Annotated in this window: 16 protein-coding genes; 13 read left to right on the top strand and 3 right to left on the bottom strand. The window is 71.2% G+C overall.

The window, feature by feature from the left end:
- Positions 1–119 precede the first annotated feature (119 nt).
- The 8 genes from ACIQ6R_RS36365 (at position 120) to ACIQ6R_RS36330 (ending at position 7,087) form a co-directional block, all read left to right on the top strand.
- The gene (locus ACIQ6R_RS36365; protein WP_404226257.1) at positions 120–767 is read left to right on the top strand and encodes an HAD family hydrolase; all 648 of its coding nucleotides are present in this window, start codon (positions 120–122) and stop codon (positions 765–767) included.
- 64 nt (positions 768–831) lie between these two features.
- Positions 832–2,064, top strand: a complete 1,233-nt coding sequence (locus ACIQ6R_RS36360; RefSeq protein WP_404226256.1) for an MFS transporter — start codon at positions 832–834, stop codon at positions 2,062–2,064.
- Complete coding sequence (locus ACIQ6R_RS36355; protein WP_404226254.1) at positions 2,015–3,187, top strand: acetoin utilization protein AcuC; 1,173 nt, start codon at positions 2,015–2,017, stop codon at positions 3,185–3,187. Before ACIQ6R_RS36360 ends, ACIQ6R_RS36355 begins: the two co-directional genes overlap by 50 nt.
- A 153-nt stretch (positions 3,188–3,340) precedes the next feature.
- The gene (locus ACIQ6R_RS36350) at positions 3,341–4,156 is read left to right on the top strand and encodes a phosphatase (protein ID WP_404226261.1); all 816 of its coding nucleotides are present in this window, start codon (positions 3,341–3,343) and stop codon (positions 4,154–4,156) included.
- A 129-nt stretch (positions 4,157–4,285) separates the two neighbouring features.
- Positions 4,286–4,498, top strand: a complete 213-nt coding sequence (locus ACIQ6R_RS36345; RefSeq protein ID WP_004984898.1) for a helix-turn-helix domain-containing protein — start codon at positions 4,286–4,288, stop codon at positions 4,496–4,498.
- 108 nt (positions 4,499–4,606) lie between these two features.
- Entirely contained in the window at positions 4,607–4,705 is a 99-nt protein-coding gene (locus ACIQ6R_RS36340) for a 30S ribosomal protein bS22 (protein ID WP_003948845.1), read from the top strand.
- A gap of 223 nt (positions 4,706–4,928) precedes the next feature.
- On the top strand, positions 4,929–5,990 hold the full coding sequence (locus ACIQ6R_RS36335; RefSeq protein ID WP_404186710.1) for an NAD-dependent epimerase/dehydratase family protein: 1,062 nt from the start codon (positions 4,929–4,931) through the stop codon (positions 5,988–5,990).
- Positions 5,991–6,004: 14 nt separating this feature from the next.
- A complete protein-coding gene (locus ACIQ6R_RS36330; protein WP_404226253.1) occupies positions 6,005–7,087 on the top strand; it encodes a lysophospholipid acyltransferase family protein in 1,083 nt (360 codons plus the stop codon).
- A gap of 64 nt (positions 7,088–7,151) precedes the next feature.
- Here the strand turns inward: ACIQ6R_RS36330 and ACIQ6R_RS36325 are convergent, their stop codons facing one another.
- The 3 genes from ACIQ6R_RS36325 to ACIQ6R_RS36315 all read right to left on the bottom strand — a co-directional run bounded on the left by ACIQ6R_RS36325 (position 7,152) and on the right by ACIQ6R_RS36315 (position 10,719).
- On the bottom strand, positions 7,152–8,399 hold the full coding sequence (locus ACIQ6R_RS36325; RefSeq protein ID WP_404226251.1) for a DUF5667 domain-containing protein: 1,248 nt from the start codon (positions 8,397–8,399) through the stop codon (positions 7,152–7,154).
- A gap of 290 nt (positions 8,400–8,689) precedes the next feature.
- Positions 8,690–9,484 (bottom strand): ECF subfamily RNA polymerase sigma factor, BldN family, encoded by a 795-nt coding sequence (locus tag ACIQ6R_RS36320; protein ID WP_404186713.1) that lies wholly within the window; start codon positions 9,482–9,484, stop codon positions 8,690–8,692.
- Between the two features lie 302 nt (positions 9,485–9,786).
- On the bottom strand, positions 9,787–10,719 hold the full coding sequence (locus tag ACIQ6R_RS36315) for an HAD family hydrolase (protein ID WP_404186714.1): 933 nt from the start codon (positions 10,717–10,719) through the stop codon (positions 9,787–9,789).
- Between the two features lie 174 nt (positions 10,720–10,893).
- Here ACIQ6R_RS36315 and ACIQ6R_RS36310 point away from each other — a divergent pair, with 174 nt between their 5' ends.
- The 5 genes from ACIQ6R_RS36310 to ACIQ6R_RS36290 all read left to right on the top strand — a co-directional run bounded on the left by ACIQ6R_RS36310 (position 10,894) and on the right by ACIQ6R_RS36290 (position 16,681).
- Complete coding sequence (locus ACIQ6R_RS36310; RefSeq protein WP_404186751.1) at positions 10,894–11,226, top strand: glutaredoxin family protein; 333 nt, start codon at positions 10,894–10,896, stop codon at positions 11,224–11,226.
- 274 nt (positions 11,227–11,500) lie between these two features.
- Positions 11,501–12,271, top strand: coding sequence for a redox-sensing transcriptional repressor Rex (locus tag ACIQ6R_RS36305; protein WP_404186715.1), 771 nt, complete (start codon positions 11,501–11,503; stop codon positions 12,269–12,271).
- The gene (locus tag ACIQ6R_RS36300; protein WP_404226248.1) at positions 12,268–14,019 is read left to right on the top strand and encodes a glutamyl-tRNA reductase; all 1,752 of its coding nucleotides are present in this window, start codon (positions 12,268–12,270) and stop codon (positions 14,017–14,019) included. The genes ACIQ6R_RS36305 and ACIQ6R_RS36300 overlap by 4 nt, the downstream gene beginning before the upstream one ends.
- Positions 14,016–14,987 (top strand): hydroxymethylbilane synthase, encoded by a 972-nt coding sequence (gene hemC / locus ACIQ6R_RS36295; RefSeq protein ID WP_404226245.1) that lies wholly within the window; start codon positions 14,016–14,018, stop codon positions 14,985–14,987. Before ACIQ6R_RS36300 ends, hemC begins: the two co-directional genes overlap by 4 nt.
- Complete coding sequence (locus tag ACIQ6R_RS36290) at positions 14,984–16,681, top strand: uroporphyrinogen-III synthase (RefSeq protein ID WP_404226242.1); 1,698 nt, start codon at positions 14,984–14,986, stop codon at positions 16,679–16,681. The genes hemC and ACIQ6R_RS36290 overlap by 4 nt, the downstream gene beginning before the upstream one ends.
- Positions 16,682–16,851 lie beyond the last annotated feature (170 nt).

The following is a 16,851-nucleotide window of genomic DNA, read 5'->3' as shown; positions in this document are numbered from 1 at the left end:
TACTGCAGGGGGGACCCTGTGGGAGAGTAGGACGCCGCCGAACAATTATTCAAAGGGAAACCCCGCACCGGGAACGGTGCGGGGTTTTCTGCGTTCACGGTCGCGTTTACTGTCTTCCTATGCGCTACGACCTGGTTATCTTCGACAACGACGGCGTCCTCGTCGACAGTGAGCCGATCTCCAATCGGCTGCTGTCCGGCTATCTGACCGAGCTGGGACACCCGACGTCGTACGAGGACTCCCTTCGGGACTACATGGGTGCCGCGATGCACCGGGTTCATGACCTGATCCTGGAGCGGACGGGCCGGCGGCTGCCCGAGGACTTCGACGACGTCTTCCACGGGCGGGTGTTCGCCGCCTTCGAGCGGGACCTGGAGCCCGTGCCCGGGGTCGTCGGCGTGCTCGAGAAGCTCGCGGCGGACGGGGTGGCCTACTGCGTGGCCTCTTCCGGGAGCCACGAGCGGATTCGGGTCGGGCATCGGAAGACCGGCCTGGACCGGTGGTTCGACGACGAGCGGATCTTCAGTTCCCAGGACGTGGGGCGGGGGAAGCCGGCGCCGGACCTGTTCCTGCACGCCGCCGAGCGGATGGGGGTCGCTCCGGAGCGGTGTGTGGTGATCGAGGACAGCCCGCTCGGTGTGCGGGCGGCGGCCGCGGCCGGGATGGATGTGTACGGGTTCACCGCGATGACGTCCGCCGCCGAGCTGGACGGGGCCACTCGTCTCTTCGGGGACATGGGGGAGTTGGCCGACTTGCTGGTGCGCTAGCTGAGGGGAATTCACCTTTGGCTGGATCTACCCACGGGTAAGCCGGAGCCCTACGCTCGCCGCCATGACTGATGTGCTGAGGCGCGGCAGGGTCTCGTTGGCGTTCGGTTTCTTCGCCCAGGGTGTCGCATTCGCCCTGCTCGTCACGCGCATCCCGGCCGTCCAGGACAGGTACGGCGTCTCCGACGCGCTGCTGCCCGTCTTCCTGGCCGCCGTGCCGATTCTGGCCGGTGTGGGGAGTGTGGTGACCGGGCGCCTGGTGCGGCGGGTGCGGCCGAGTCGGTTGCTGCGCTGGTCCCAGCCCGTGGTGCTGCTGGCGCTGCTCGGTGTCGGGGCGGGGGACCGGGTGGCGGTGCTGGCCGTCGCGCTGGCCGTCTTCGGGCTTGCCGTGGGTGCGCTGGACGCGTCGATGAACATGCTGGGGGTGAGCCTGCAGCGGTCGTACCGGCGCAGCATCATGCTGGGGTTCCACGCGGCGTACAGCCTGGGCGGGATTCTGGGGGCCTCGCTGGCCTGGGCGGGGGCGCACTGGGATCTCGCGTTGTGGGTGTCGTACCTGCCGGTCGTGGCGGTGCTGGTGCCGGCCGCGTTGGCGGGCAGCCGGTGGTACGTCGACGGGGAGGGCCGCGGTGCGGAGGGGGCGCGGAAGGGGGAGGGCGCGGGCGTCGGGTTCAAGGTCCTGTTGCCGCTGTGTCTGGTGATGACGTTCGCGTACATCGGGGACTCGACCGTCTCCAACTGGAGCGCGAAGTACCTCCAGGACGTGCTGGGGAGTTCGGAGCAGCTGGCCACAGTGCCGTACAACGTGTACATGGTGACCACGCTGGTGGGGCGTGCCGTCGGGGACTTCGGGGTGCGGCGGTTCGGGGCCGTGGCGGTGGTGCGGGGCGGGGCGGTCGTCGCGGCGGGTGGGTTCGCCGTGGTGGCGGGGGCGCCGGGGGCCTGGGTGGGGATGCTCGGGTTCATGCTGCTGGGGCTGGGGTTGTGCGTGCTGGTGCCGCAGACGTTCGCGGCGGCGGGGCGGCTCGCCGCAGAGAGGGACGGCCGGCCTGGGGCGTCGGATGCCGCGGTGGCGCGGCTCAATGTCTTCAACTACGTCGGTTTTCTGGTCGGTTCGCCGTTGGTGGGGGCGCTGGGCGATGCCTGGAGCTATCGCGGGGCCATGCTCGTACCGATGGTGTTGGTGCTGGTGACGGTCGTGTACGCCCGGTCGTTCGAGGCTCGACCGGACCGATACGGTGGCGGGCATGAGCGGCCGCGCACAGCTGATGTGGGACGAGGCAGTAACGGGCTATGACTTCGGCCCGGATCACCCGATGGATCCGGTCCGGCTCGCCCTGACCCGAGGACTGGTCGGTGCCCTGGGGCTCGACCGTGAGGTGGAGGTCGTCGCGGCGCGGTCGGCCGGGGAGTCGACGCTGCGGCTCGTCCATCGGCAGGACTACATCGAGGCGGTCAAGGCGGCCTCCGTGGATCCGGGCGCGGCGGACGGTTCGTACGGGCTCGGGACGATCGACGATCCGGCCTTCGCGGGGATGCACCAGGTGTCCTCGCTGATCGCCGGGCAGTCGGTGGGGGCGGCGGAGGCGGTGTGGCGCGGTGACGCGCTGCACGCGGTGAACTTCGCGGGCGGGCTGCACCATGCGATGCCGGGTGCGGCCTCGGGCTTCTGCGTGTACAACGACGCGGCGCTGGCGATCGCGCGGCTGCTGGAGCTGGGGGCCGAGCGGGTCGCGTACGTGGATGTGGACGTGCACCACGGGGACGGGGTGCAGGCGGCGTTCTGGGAGGATCCGCGGGTCCTGACGGTCTCGCTGCACGAGCATCCGCGGACGCTGTTCCCGCAGACCGGGTGGCCGGAGGAGACCGGGGCGGACTGCGCGGAGGGGTCGGCGGTGAATGTCGCGTTGCCCGCGGGGACCGGGGACGCGGGGTGGCTGCGGGCGTTCCACGCGGTGGTGCCGGAGGTGATCGCGGACTTCCGGCCGCAGGTGCTGGTGACACAGCACGGTGCGGACACGCACTTCGAGGATCCGCTCGCGCATCTGGCCGTGTCGTTGGACGCCCAGCGGGCGGTGCAGGTGGCGTGTCATGAGCTGGCGCACGAGTACGCCGGGGGGCGGTGGGTGGCGCTGGGGGGCGGGGGATACGCGGTGGTGGATGTGGTGCCGCGGTCGTGGACGCATCTGGTGGGGATCGCGGCCGGGCGGCCGGTGGAGCCGGAGACGGTCATTCCGGAGGGGTGGCGGCAGGAGGTGTTCGCACGGACGCGGCAGCTCGGGCCGATGCGGATGACTGATGGGCGGTGGCCGGTGGAGTGGGCGTCGTGGGAGGCGGGGTACGACCCCGCGGATCGGCTGGACCAGGCGGTGGTGGCGGCTCGGCGGGCGGTGTTTCCGCTGCGGGGGCTTTTGGCTTGACGAGGCGGTGACTGGAGGGGCGGCGACGACTGCCCGCGGCTGGGGTGGCGACGACCGCTCGCCGCGGCGGCGGGGCGGGAGGGTTACGCCGGTCGTGGGTATGTTTTCGCGTTCCCCGTCGGGGAGGTGGGGGGAAGCGGCAGCATCGTTTTTGTGCTGACCCGTGGAGCTCTTCGGGCTCATCTTCTGGCCGTGCGTCTTGCCGGGGTCGTGGCGACTTCCCGGGAGGTGAGTCTGCGGAGTTACCGGTTGTTCGCCGCGCGGGATCCACGGGTGCTGATCGGGATCGATCCGGCGGGGGAGTGGGGGCAGCGGGAGCTGCTCGGGCTGATGGCGGAGCGGTGCGGGGTTTCGGCCGATCCGCACGATACTTCGGGCCAGGACATGATTGATCCCGACCGGACGCTGGCCGCGTTGGACGCCTTCGCCGGCCGGCTCGCCGCGGTCGCTCAGCGTCGCGGACCGGTCCTCCTCGGCACCGGGCACCCCCACCGGCTGCTCGGCTTCTACGCCGCCTTGGCCGAGGCGCTGTCGGCGGCGGGATGTGCTGTCCTCACCCCGGCGCAGGGTCGCTGTGTCGACATATTGACCCGGTTCGGTCTACGCACGTACAACCTCGACTACGTCCGGGGAGTCGCGTTGGTGCGGGAACCCGGCGCCGGGCGCGCCGGTGGTGAGCCCGGCGCACACACGCATTCACCGCTCCCGGTTCGTACCGTGCTGGCCGCCGCGGCCGACGCCGGCGGCCCGCTTCCCGAGCTGGTGATCGGGGACCACGGTTGGGTCTGCGGAGCAGGTCAGCTGGGGTTCGAGGCCATCGGGCCGGCCGATACGAACGATCCCGCGCTCTTCGTCGGTGAGGCGGAGGGGGCCGTGTCCGTCGCCGTTCCACTTGATGACGCTGTGCGGTCCGAGTACTACCGGCCGCTCACCCGCTACGTACTCAATCGGGCGTGTCTGTCACGGTAGGGAAGCGATGGGTGCACCTCTTCCCCATTCGCATCACCCGCCCCTACATTGGGGAGTGAGCACGCAGCGACGAAGAGTCACCGGAAGGGGAAGCCGGTGGCCGTCGAGTGCGGAAGGTTCAGGTGTGTCATGGCTGCAGCTGGCGAAAGGCCTCTGAACGAGGTTCAGTTCCTTACCGTGGCGGAGGTCGCCTCGGTGATGCGCGTGTCCAAGATGACCGTGTACCGGTTGGTGCACAGCGGTCATCTGCCCGCGATCCGGGTGGGACGGTCGTTCCGCGTCCCGGAGCAAGCGGTTCACGAGTACCTCCGCGAGAGCTACGTGGGGGTGGAAACGGCCTGACGACCTCGATTACGACCTCAGCGCTCGGGCGGGTAGGCTAGCCCCTCGTAGGTCGTGTGGGCCCATGGCGCCCAACAACCGAGTGATGAGAAGTGAGCGAGGGTAGTCGTGGGCTCTGTTATCAAGAAGCGGCGCAAGCGGATGGCCAAGAAGAAGCACCGCAAGCTGCTGAAGCGCACGCGCGTTCAGCGTCGCAACAAGAAGTAAGCGACGCTGCGCCGTCAGCGTGTCCTGTGGCCCCCCACCGCATCCGGTGGGGGGCCACAGTCGTATCCGGTACCTGAAGACGCGTACGACCAGGACCACGACCGCGAATTCTCGTCACTTGCTGCATCCGGCGGTCATCACAGTGCAACACCGACCGGCTAAGTTGGCCCGCGGGCGGGGAACCCGGCAGGCTACGGAGTAGGGCGGAAGGAAGGCGCTGATCTTGGGCAAGGTCGTGCTCGTGACCGGAGTGGCCCGTCAGCTGGGGGGCCGGTTCGTGCGGCGCATCCAGCGTGATCCCGACGTGGACCGGGTCGTCGGCGTGGACGCCGTCGCGCCGGAGCATCATCTGGGCGGCGCGGAATTCGTCCAGGCGGACATCCGGCAGTCGGCCATCGGGCGCATCCTCGCCGAGACGGGGGCCGACACGGTCGTCCACCTGGACGTCACGGGCACGCCGCTGGGCAGCGGCAGCCGTACGTCGGTCAAGGAGACCAACGTCATCGGCACGATGCAGCTGCTCGGTGCCTGCCAGAAGTCGCCGACCGTGCAGCGCCTGGTGGTGAAGTCCAGTACGAACGTCTACGGGTCCGCGCCGCGCGACCCGGCCGTCTGCACCGAGACCACCGCGCCCAAGTCGCTGCCGAGCGGCGGCTTCGCCAAGGACGCGGTCGAGGTCGAGGGGTACGTGCGGGGTTTCGCGCGGCGTCGGCCGGACGTGGCGGTGACCGTGCTGCGGTTCGCCAACATCCTCGGCCCGAGCGCGGACACGCCGCTCGCCTCGTACTTCGGGCTGCCGGTGCTGCCGACGGTGTTCGGCTACGACCCGCGGTTGCAGTTCGTGCACGAGGACGACGTGATCGAGGTGCTGCGGATCTCCTCGCACGAGCCGCGGCGGGGCACGCTGAACAGCGGCACCTTCAACATCGCCGGCGACGGTGTCCTGCTGCTCTCCCAGTGCTCGCGCCGACTGGGCCGTCCCACGGTGCCGCTGCTGCTGCCCGCGGTCACCTGGGCGGGCTCGCTCGTGCGTACGCTGGGGATGACGGACTTCTCCCCCGAGCAGATCCGGCTGCTCACCCACGGGCGGGCGGTGGACACCACGCAGATGCGCGAAACCCTGGGTTTCCGGCCGAAGTACACGACGGCCGGGGCGTTCGCGGACTTCGCGCGCGGTCGCGGTGCCGGGCTGCTGCCGCCCGAGGCCCTCGCGGGGGCCGTCGACCGGATCGCGGAGCTGTCCCTGCGGGGCAGTGGCCACCTCCCGACGCAGAGCGCCAACTGAGGAGCGCATCAACGATGGCGGACGCCAAGGTCATTCCGTTCGACGACGACCGGTCGCGGGGGAGCGGCCAGAACGCGGCCCAGCGCCCGGCGCGGCGCCGCGGCGCGGGGAGCCGGCGCAAGGGGGCGGCGGAGTCGGTGCCGGTCCGTGAGGTCCAGCCCCTGCCGGTGCGGGGGGCCGCGCAGGACGATGAGTCGGTGGCACATGAGTCGCCCGAGTCGTCCGGGGTGCCCGAGTCGCGGGCGGAGGACGCGGACGGTGGTCTGGAGCGGCGTATCGCGGGCGGTCTGGCCTTCCTGCGCCGTCGGCTCACCGGCGACTACGAGGTCGACGACTTCGGCTACGACGCCGAGCTCACCGACCAGGTGCTGATGTCCCTGCTGCGGCCGGTGTACGAGAAGTACTTCCGGGTCGAGGTGAAGGGCGTGGAGAACATCCCGTCCGAGGGCGGTGCGCTGATCGTCGCCAACCACTCCGGGACGCTGCCGCTGGACGGGCTGATGATGCAGGTCGCCGTGCACGACCATCATCCGGCCGACCGGCATCTGCGCCTGCTGGCGGCGGACCTGGTGTTCGTGCTGCCGGTGGTCAACGAGCTGGCGCGCAAGCTCGGGCACACGCTGGCCTGTGCGGAGGACGCCGAACGGCTGCTCGGTCAGGGCGAGCTGGTCGGGGTGATGCCGGAGGGCTTCAAGGGCGTCGGCAAGCCGTTCAGCGAGCGGTACAAGCTCCAGCGGTTCGGGCGCGGCGGCTTCGTGTCCACGGCGTTGCGGCAGGGTGCGCCGATCATTCCGTGCTCGATCGTCGGGGCGGAGGAGATCTATCCGATGATCGGCAACGCCAAGACGGTGGCGCGGCTGCTGGGCTTTCCGTACTTCCCGCTGACGCCGACCTTTCCGTGGCTGGGGCCGCTGGGTGCGGTGCCGTTGCCGACGAAGTGGACGATCCAGTTCGGTGAGCCGATCCCGACGGACGGCTATCCGCCGGAGGCGGCCGAGGACCCGATGCTGATGTTCAACTTGACCGACCAGGTCAGGGAGCAGATTCAGCACACGCTCTACAAGCTGCTGGTGCAGCGGAGGTCGGTGTTCTTCTGACGTGCGCCGGTACGTCGGTGGGGGTGCCCTCCCTGTGCAATGCGGGGAGGGCACCCCCACCGGCTCAGTCGGCGTCCTCGCCCTCGATGCCCAGGCCGGGCAGGAGGCCCGGGAGGAGGGGCGGGAGGGTGACGTCCGGCTCGGCGGGCAGGGTGTCGTCGCCCGTCGGCGGGGAGGCGGTGCCGGTGTCCTTCGGCGGGTCGAGCAGGCCGCCCGTGCCACCGCCGAGCAGGCCGTCGTCCTTCTGGCCGGAGTCGGCCGACTGGCTGGGGCTGCCGCTGCCCGTGCGTCCGCGCTCGGACGTACCGTCGTCGCCGTTGCCGGGGGCCGACGACGAGTGGCTGGAGCCGGGGGTGTCGGTGGTCGCCGACTCGGAGCCGCCCTGGCGGCCGCCGTCTCCGGTGCCGTCGTCCTGGGCGGGCGGCCGCGGCAGCATGGACTGCAACGGCGCCACGTCGTCCTCTATGGCGTCGAAGACCGACGACACCTGCTCGCTGACGTCCCCGAGCTGCATGGGCAGGCGCTCGCGCAGTGCTCCCCAGGTCTCCCGGTGGGACTGGGAGAAGGCGGAGAGTGCCTGCATGGGGGCCAGTGAGTCGGGGTCGCGGGCGTAGGCCGCGCTGAGCAGGCGATGGCCCTCGGACGCGTCGTGCCGCATGCCGGACAGGGCGCGACGGACCTCGCCGAGGGACTCGTGGTCGAGGGGCCCGCTGCGGTCGCGCTCCATCAGCCGACGTGCTTCGTTCAGCCGGGTGGAGGCCAGGTCCAGGTAGGCCCGGCCGCGCTCGTCGTCCCCGTCGGCGAGGCCGAGGCGGAAGTCCTCTATGCCGCGCTTGAGGCCGTAGAGCGAGTCGCCGGGCAGGGCGTCCGAACTGGCGGCGGCGACTCCGCCGAAGGCTCCCGCGGCCACGCTCACGCTCAGTCCGCCCGCCGTGAGGCCCTTGGCCAGCCGCGAGCGCGGCCGGAACCTCTTCAGCGGGGCCGCCCGGTGGGTGCCGCGCGCCCGGCGTTGCTCCGGGACCGAAGTGTCCGCCGCCCCGCCGCCCGCGGTGCCCTCTTGCAGCATGGCCTCGAACGCGGCCACCAGCTGGGCCCGCTGGACGACCTTGACCTCGGGATCCAGCTGGGGCCGGGGCAGCGTCTCCAGACCGGTGGCGAGGGTCAACAGACGACCCTGCTCGGTCGGATCCGCGGTGGCCCCGGCAGCTGCCGGTCCTCCGGACTGCTCGGTCGCCGCCCCGGGATCGGACTGCTCCTCCAGAGCCTGGGCGAAGGCGTTCGCCCGCCGGTGTGCCGATACGTTCGCGATCACTGGCGGCACCTCCTCTCGTCATGACGGTCGACTCCCCAGGGGGTCCTGAGGGTTGCGCCCCCTGATCGGAACCACTCGATCGTGTGATCGGAGTCGGTCGGGGAGCGACCACAGGGAGCCTGCATCCCGCACAACGAGCGGCGCGGCACTTGGGTTACGGACGGTGGATGATCGGACCGCGAACTCAACCGGCTTTCACCGATGGTGATTTGAGAAACGCGGAGGGTCGCGGCGGCGGGTGGGGGTGGGAGTGGGGGTGGTGGGGCGCGGCGCCTCGGGGTGCCCGGGGCTCAGCGCGCGTCGTCCGGCAGCAGCCGGGCGAGGGTGCGCACGGCCCGGTACTGGAGCGTCTTGATGGCGCCCTCGTTCTTGCCCATGACGCGCGCGGTCTCGGCGACCGAGAGGCCCTGGAGGAAGCGCAGGGTCACGCACTCCTGCTGCTGCGGGTTGAGTCGTCGCACGGCGTCCAGCAGGGCGGCGTTGGAGAGGGATTCGAGGACGGAGTCCTCGGGTGACCGCTCGACCTCGTTGGCGTCGAGCATCTCGCCGGTGGTGACCTCCAGCCGGAAGCGGCTGGACTTGAAGTGGTCGGCGACGAGGTTGCGGGCGATGGTCACCAGCCAGGCGCCGAAGTCGCGGCCCTGCCAGGTGAACGTGCCGATGCGCCTGAGCGCCCGCAGAAAGGTCTCGCTGGTGAGGTCCTCGGCGGTCGCCTTGCCGCCCACGCGGTAGTAGATGTAGCGGTACACGGTGTCGCTGTACTGGTCGTAGAGCCGTCCGAAGGCGTCGGCCTCGCCGGCCTGGGCCCGCTCGACCAGGTCCATCATGCGGGCGCTGTCGCTGTCCGCCGCGGGGCGGCGGTGGGTGGTGGCCGCGGTCCCGGACGAGGACGACCGGGACCGTCTGCCGACGGCGGCGCTTCCTTCGGCCAGTGCGTAGCACGGACCGGCGGGCACGGCGGCCGCGGCGAGGGCGGGGACGGCATACGCGGTGGGGACGAAGGCGCGCAACAGGTCTTGGGCTGATTTGACCGTTGCGCGCAGCGTAGCCAGGCCCGAGGCGTCAACCCCGACGTGTGGGTACACGGGACTCCCAGAGGCAGAGCTTCCATCACGTGCAGTACGGAACCATTCACCCGTCGTAGCGAAGGTGGGGCACCGGAATGCGTCTGAGGAGAATAACGCTTCGTGCAGGCACTGCTACGCCCAGTTGCTCAAATCATCGATTACGTCGCTTCTGTGCCCGATTGACGCTCGATCAGTAGCTGCAGAGTGATCAGTTAATGACCGGAACGGTTCGGGTTCTTGGTTACTACAGAGCGTGTTGTGGTCGATGTGAGGAAAGTGGACTGGAGAGGGTGTCCCGCGGGTACGTGACGTCGATTGGGTCAACGGCGGCGGCGGTGCAGCGCGATGGCCGCCGCGGTCCCGCCGGCCACCGCGCCGACGCCCGCGGCCGCGGGGATGCCGACCTTGGCCGCCTTGCGGCCGGTGCGGTAGTCGCGCAGGCGCCACTCCAGCTCGCGGGCGTGCTTGCGCAGCTTGGAGTCCGGGTTGATCGCGTAGGGGTGGCCGACCAGCGACAGCATCGGGATGTCGTTGTGGGAGTCGCTGTAGGCGGCGCAGCGGGTCAGGTCCAGGCACTCCGCCGTCGCCAGCGCGCGCACCGCCTCCGCCTTCGCGGGGCCGTGCAGCGGTTCGCCGACCAGCTTGCCCGTGTAGACGCCGCCGATCGACTCGGCCACGGTGCCCAGCGCGCCGGTCAGGCCCAGGCGGCGGGCGATCACCTGGGCGATCTCCACCGGGGCGGCCGTGACCAGCCAGACCTTCTGCCCCGCGTCCAGGTGGGCCTGGGCGAGGGCGCGGGTGCCGGGCCAGATCCGCTCGGCCATGTACTCGTCGTAGATCTCCTCGCCGATCGACTTCAGCTCGGAGACGCGGTGGCCCTTGACGATCGACAGGGCGGAGTCGCGGGCGTCCTGCATGTGCTCCGGGTCCTCGAGCCCGGCCAGCCGGAAGTACGCCTGCTGCCAGGCGAACCGGGCGAGGTCGCGGGTCTCGAAGAACTTCCGCTTGTACAGGCCTCGGCCGAAGTGGAAGATCGCGGCGCCCTGCATCACGGTGTTGTCGAGGTCGAAGAAGGCGGCTGCCCTGTCGTCGCCGTGGACCGGGAACTCCGCTTCCACGCCCGTGTCGGGGGCGGAGGTGTCCTGAGCGGACTGTGCGGATTTACGGGCTGCCTCCGCCGAGGCCTCGCCTGCCAACACGCTCCGCGCCGTGGCGGAGCGCCTACGGGGGGTGAGCCATCGAAGAGCGGCCATGCCCGTGAGCATAGCCAGTTTGTTCGGAGGGTTCGGAGTCGAGAGGTTCGCAGGCTGTGAACTCTGGGCGACCGTGTCGTTAAAGAGGTGCCCGTGCGGGCGCGCCGTCACTCCGGCCCGGCAGGCGGTCCGGTCGCCGCCGAGGACTCGGCGTACGCCGCCGTGCGCGCGAGAATGGCCGGCATGAGCCCCCTCTTTCGCCGAAAGCCCTCGCAGACCCCGGGGGCCCCGCAGCCCGCGCAGTCTCATGAGCACTCCGAGAACCATCTCGTCACCCTCATCCGCAAACCCGGCTGTCATCTGTGTGATGACGCACAGCTCGTCGTCGAGAAGGTCTGTGCCGAGCTGGGTGTCCCCTGGGAGGGGAAGGACATCACCCAGGACCGCCAACTGCACGACGAGTACTGGGAACAGATCCCGGTCGTCCTCGTCGACGGCAGGCAGCACACCTTCTGGCGTGTGAACGAGGAACGGCTGCGCAAGGCACTGACCGACGAGTCCAAGTAGTCCGGATGGTCGCTTAGGATCGATGGTGACTTGGTCTCGGGGGCGTTGATCGTGAGGAGCGTGTGCGGCTTTGCCCCCGATGGGAGAGGAACGCGTGCGCGTATGCGCCGGTTCCCGGTTCGTGCGCCGGGCGTGCGTGAGCCCGGTCACGTTGGCCGGGCAAATCGGACACCATCTTTGTGCACGCGTTCACAAAGACATAGCCTGCATTCGACGGGGCGGTCATGTAGGGACGTATGACCGCCTACAGCCCCGCTCTACCCGCAGGAGCACCGTGGCAACTGGCCGAACACACCGACCGGCGACCCGCAGCCGAGGGATTCCCGAGGCCACCGTCGCCAGGCTTCCGCTGTACCTCCGCGCCCTCACCGCGCTCTCCGAGCGCTCGGTGCCCACGGTCTCCTCCGAGGAGCTGGCGGCCGCGGCCGGAGTCAACTCCGCGAAGCTGCGCAAGGACTTCTCCTACCTCGGCTCCTACGGGACCCGGGGCGTCGGCTACGACGTCGAGTATCTCGTCTACCAGATCTCCCGCGAACTGGGGCTCACCCAGGACTGGCCGGTAGTGATCGTCGGTATCGGTAACCTCGGCGCCGCGCTCGCCAACTACGGCGGCTTCGCCTCCCGCGGTTTCCGCGTCGCCGCGCTGATCGACGCCGATCCGTCAATGGCCGGAAAGCCCGTCGCCGGCATCCCGGTGCAGCACACCGACGAGCTGGAGAAGATCATCCAGGACGACGGTGTCTCGATCGGCGTGATCGCGACCCCCGCCGGTGCCGCCCAGCAGGTCTGCGACCGGCTTGTGGCCGCCGGTGTCACCTCCATCCTCAACTTCGCGCCGACCGTGCTGAACGTCCCCGAGGGCGTCGACGTGCGCAAGGTCGACCTCTCCATCGAGCTGCAGATCCTCGCCTTCCACGAGCAGCGCAAGGCCGGGGAGGAGGCCGCGGCCGACGCCGGTGTCGTGCCGCCCGCCGTCGCCCGCAAGCAGCGCCCCTCCACCGACCAGGGACCCGACGGGGACGTGCCCGCCGTGATGCCGGCATGAGCCTCCTCGTCGTCGGACTGAGCCACCGCAGCGCGCCGGTCAGCGTCCTGGAGCGGGCGTCCCTGAGCGCGGACGCGCAGCTCAAGCTGTTGCAGGACACCGTCGCCGCCGAACCGGCCACCGAGGCCGCGGTCCTGGCCACCTGCAACCGCATCGAGCTGTACGCCGACGTGGACAAGTTCCACGCCGGTGTCGCCGAGCTGTCCACGCTGCTCGCCCAGCACAGCGGGGTCGGCCTGGAGGAGCTCACTCCTTATCTTTATGTGCACTACGAGGACCGGGCCGTCCACCACCTGTTCTCGGTGGCCTGCGGGCTCGACTCGATGGTCGTGGGCGAGGGCCAGATCCTCGGCCAGATAAAGGACTCCCTGGCCCGGGCGCAGGACCTGCACACCGCCGGCCGGCTCCTCAACGACCTGTTCCAGCAGGCGCTGCGGGTCGGCAAGCGGGCCCACTCCGAGACCGGCATCGACCGCGCCGGGCAGTCCCTGGTCACCTTCGGCCTGGAGCAGCTGTCCGCGGGAGCCGACGTCCAGCGGTGGGCGCGGGGCAAGAAGGCCCTGGTCATCGGCGCCGGCTCGATGTCCTCGCTGGCCGCGGCCACGCTGGCGCGGGCCGGGGTCGCCGAGATCGTCGTGGCCAACCGCACCTTCGAGCGCGCCGAGCGGCTCGCGCTCCTGCTCGAAGACCAATATGGACAACGTCTGACCGAGGGCGACGACACGGACGTGCTGGCCCGCGCGGTACCGATGGACTCGGTGCCGGTCGAGCTGACACGTGCCGACGTGGCCGTCTCCTGCACCGGTGCGACCGGGATCGTCCTCACGGCCGACGCCGTGGCGGCCACGGTGGAGGGCCGTACCGGAGCCCCCGCCGCCGGGCTCGGCGAGGCGCACTCCGAGGCCGACGCCGGTGTCGGCGCCGTACGGGAGGCGGCCGAGACGCCGCTGCCGGGCGCCGGTGCGGACGAGAACTGTCCGCTCGACCTGTCCTCCGTACCGACCGGCTTCTCCGTCATGGGTGAGGCCGCCGTGGCCGGCATGGACGCGGCGACGCTGGAGCAGCACGGGGCCTGGGCCGCGGGCGGCGCGGTCGCGGACCGGCCGCGGGAGACCGGGCGGCCGGGCGCCGAGGCGGACGCCGAGCTGATCACCGCGCTCGCCGCGACGGCCGCGCGCGTCGGGCGCATCCCCGAGCGGCGGCGGCCCGAGCCGGTCGCCGAGGTGCCGCGGCCGCAGCCCGTGCTCTTCCTGCTCGACCTCGCCATGCCGCGCGACATCGACGCCGCCGTGCACCGGCTGGCCGGGGTACGCCTGGTGGACATCGAGTCGCTCGCCGACGCGTCGGCCGACGCACCGATGGCCGCCGACGTCGACATGGTCCGCCGGATCGTCGCCGACGAGGTCGCCGCCTTCGGTGCCGCCCAGCGGGCCGCGCACATCACGCCCACCGTCGTCGCGCTGCGCAGCATGGCCGCGGACGTCGTGGCCGGTGAGATCGCCCGCCTGGAGGGGCGGCTGCCGGGGCTCGACGACAAACACCGCGCCGAGATCACCCAGACCGTCAAGCGTGTGGTCGACAAGCTGCTGCACGCGCCGACGGTACGGGTCAAGCAGCTCGCCGCCGAGCCCGGCGGTGCCGGGTACGCGGACGCGCTGCGCACCCTGTTCGACCTCGACCAGGAGACGGTGGCCTCCGTCTCCCGCGCCGAAGACAGCACCACTGAGAAGAACCGAGGGCCGGCATGACTGAGAAGGCACTGAGGCTGGGGACCAGGCGGAGCAAGCTCGCCATGGCCCAGTCCGGGCAGGTGGCGGACGCCGTGAGCCAGGTGACCGGTCGGCCCGTTGAGCTGGTCGAGATCACCACGTACGGGGATGTCTCCCGCGAGGCGCTCGCGCAGATCGGCGGCACGGGCGTGTTCGTGGCCGCGCTGCGCGACGCGCTGCTGCGGGGCGAGGTGGACTTCGCGGTTCACTCGCTCAAGGACCTCCCCACCGCGCAGCACGAGGGCCTGGTGGTGGCCGCCGTTCCGGAGCGCGAGGACCCGCGGGACGTGGTCGTCGCCCGGGACGCGCGCAAGCTCACCGACCTGCCCCGCGGGGCGCGGATAGGTACGGGCGCGCCGCGTCGCATGGCGCAGCTGAACGCGTACGCCCGCACCCACGGGCTGGAGATCGAGACGGTCCCGATCCGGGGCAACGTCGACACCCGCATCGGGTACGTCCGCAGCGGCGAGCTCGACGCGGTCGTGCTGGCCGCCGCCGGGCTGAACCGGGTGGGCCGCATCGACGAGGTGACCGACTTCCTGTCGGTCGACACGGTTCTGCCCGCCCCCGGCCAGGGGGCACTGGCGATCGAGTGCAGGGCGGGGAGCACCGCCCGAGACGCTGAACTCATCGCCGCGCTCGCCGAACTCGACGACCCGTTCACGCGGGTCGCCGTGACGGCCGAGCGGTCACTGCTCGCCGCCCTGGAGGCCGGCTGCAGCGCCCCGGTGGGCGCACTGGCCGACCTTCTGGCCGACGGGCAGATTGTCAAGGAAATGCGCCTGCGCGGCGTCGTCGGCACGACCGACGGCTCGACGCTGGTGCAGCTGTCCACCACCGGTCCCGTGCCTGAAACGCACGAGGCGGCACTCGCACTCGGTCGCGAACTCGCCACCGAGATGCTCGCCCAGGGCGCGGCCGGTCTGATGGGGGAGCGAGCACAGTGAGCCCCACCACCTTTCCCGCCGGTCCGGAACAAGGGCACGTCACCTTCCTGGGTGCCGGACCCGGAGATCCGGGACTGCTGACTCTGCGCGCCGTGGAGGCGCTGTCACACGCGGACGTCCTCGTCGCCGAGCACGAGGTGCTCGACGTCGTACGCACGCACGCGAGGCAGGGCGTGTCGGAAGTGCACACGGACACCGATCCGTCGGATCCGGGCACAAACGCGCCCCAGCTGAAGGTAGTTGACAGCGCGTCAACGACCTCGGGCGTCCCCGCCGTGCGGGATGCCGCACATCTTGTCATGGAGGCCGCGCAGGGCGGCAGGCGGGTCGTGCGTGCGGTGACCGGGGACCCCGGGCTCGACACGTACGCCGCCGAGGAGATGCTGGCGTGCGCCGCGGCCGGGGTGCCCTTCGAGGTCGTCCCCGGTATCGCGAACGCCGTCGGCGTGCCCGCGTACGCCGGTGTGCCGCTGCGGGACGCCGAGGGTGCCGACGTGCGGTTCGTGGACGCCCGTACGGCGTCGGACCGCTGCTGGACCGAGGTGGGCGCCTCCGACGGGACGGTCGTCGTGTCGACGACGCTCGACTCGGTGGCCGCGGCCGCCGGTGAGCTGGTGTCGGCCGGCCGCAAGCCGGACACCCCGATGACGGTGACGATCGCCGGTACGACGACCCGGCAGCGCACCTGGTCCGCCACCCTCGGCACGGTCGCGCAGACGCTGAAGCAGGCGAAGGTGCTGCCGTCCCCGGACGGCGGCCGGCCGGTGATAGCCGTGGTCGGCGAGCGTTCCGTCTCCGCCCGGCGCGACCAGCTGTCGTGGTTCGAGTCCAAGCCGCTGTTCGGCTGGAAGGTCCTCGTGCCCCGCACGAAGGAGCAGGCGGCGTCGCTCTCCGACCAGCTGCGCTCGTACGGCGCCGTGCCGCACGAGGTGCCGACCATCGCCGTCGAGCCGCCGCGCACGCCCCAGCAGATGGAGCGGGCGGTCAAGGGCCTGGTGACGGGCCGGTACGAGTGGATCGCGTTCACGTCGGTCAACGCGGTGAAGGCGGTCCGGGAGAAGTTCGAGGAGTACGGTCTCGACGCCCGTGCCTTCGCGGGCATCAAGGTCGCCGCGGTCGGCGAGCAGACGGCGAAGGCGCTCATCGCCTTCGGCGTGAAGCCGGACCTGGTGCCGAGCGGCGAGCAGTCGGCCGCCGGTCTGCTGGAGGACTGGCCGCCGTACGACCCGGTCTTCGACCCGATCGACCGCGTCTTCCTCCCCCGTGCCGACATCGCGACCGAGACGCTGGTCGCCGGGCTGATCGAGCTGGGCTGGGAGGTCGACGACGTCACCGCCTACCGGACGGTGCGCGCCTCGCCGCCGCCGGCCACGACCCGCGAGGCCATCAAGGGCGGCGGCTTCGACGCGGTCCTCTTCACCTCGTCGTCCACGGTGCGGAACCTGGTCGGCATCGCCGGCAAGCCGCACAACGTGACGGTGATCGCGTGCATCGGCCCGGCGACCGCCAAGACGGCCGAGGAGCACGGCCTGCGGGTGGACGTCATGGCCCCCGAGCCGTCCGTGCACAAGCTGGCGGAGGCGCTGGCCGACTTCGGCCTGCAGCGCCGCGCGTCGGCCTTGGAGGCCGGGGACCCGGTGACGCGGCCGAGCGAGCGGCGACCGGGGGCGCGGAGGCGGCGGTCTTCGACCTGAGGTGACGCGAGGTGAGGTGAGGCGGGGCGCTCTTCACGGGGCGCCCCGCCTTTCAGCGCGCGGAGACGTACGGCAGGAAGCGCGCCCAGGCAGTGGGGGCCCAGGCAGTGGGGTTCGTGCTCCCACGGACCTCCGGCTGCCGACCACCGTGTCCGGGAGCGGACGTACCT

Source organism: Streptomyces sp. NPDC096048 (assembly GCF_044763415.1).
Classification (GTDB): Bacteria; Actinomycetota; Actinomycetes; order Streptomycetales; family Streptomycetaceae; genus Streptomyces.
Note: the sequence above shows the minus strand (reverse complement) of the source record. Positions and strands in the feature narration are given on the sequence as shown.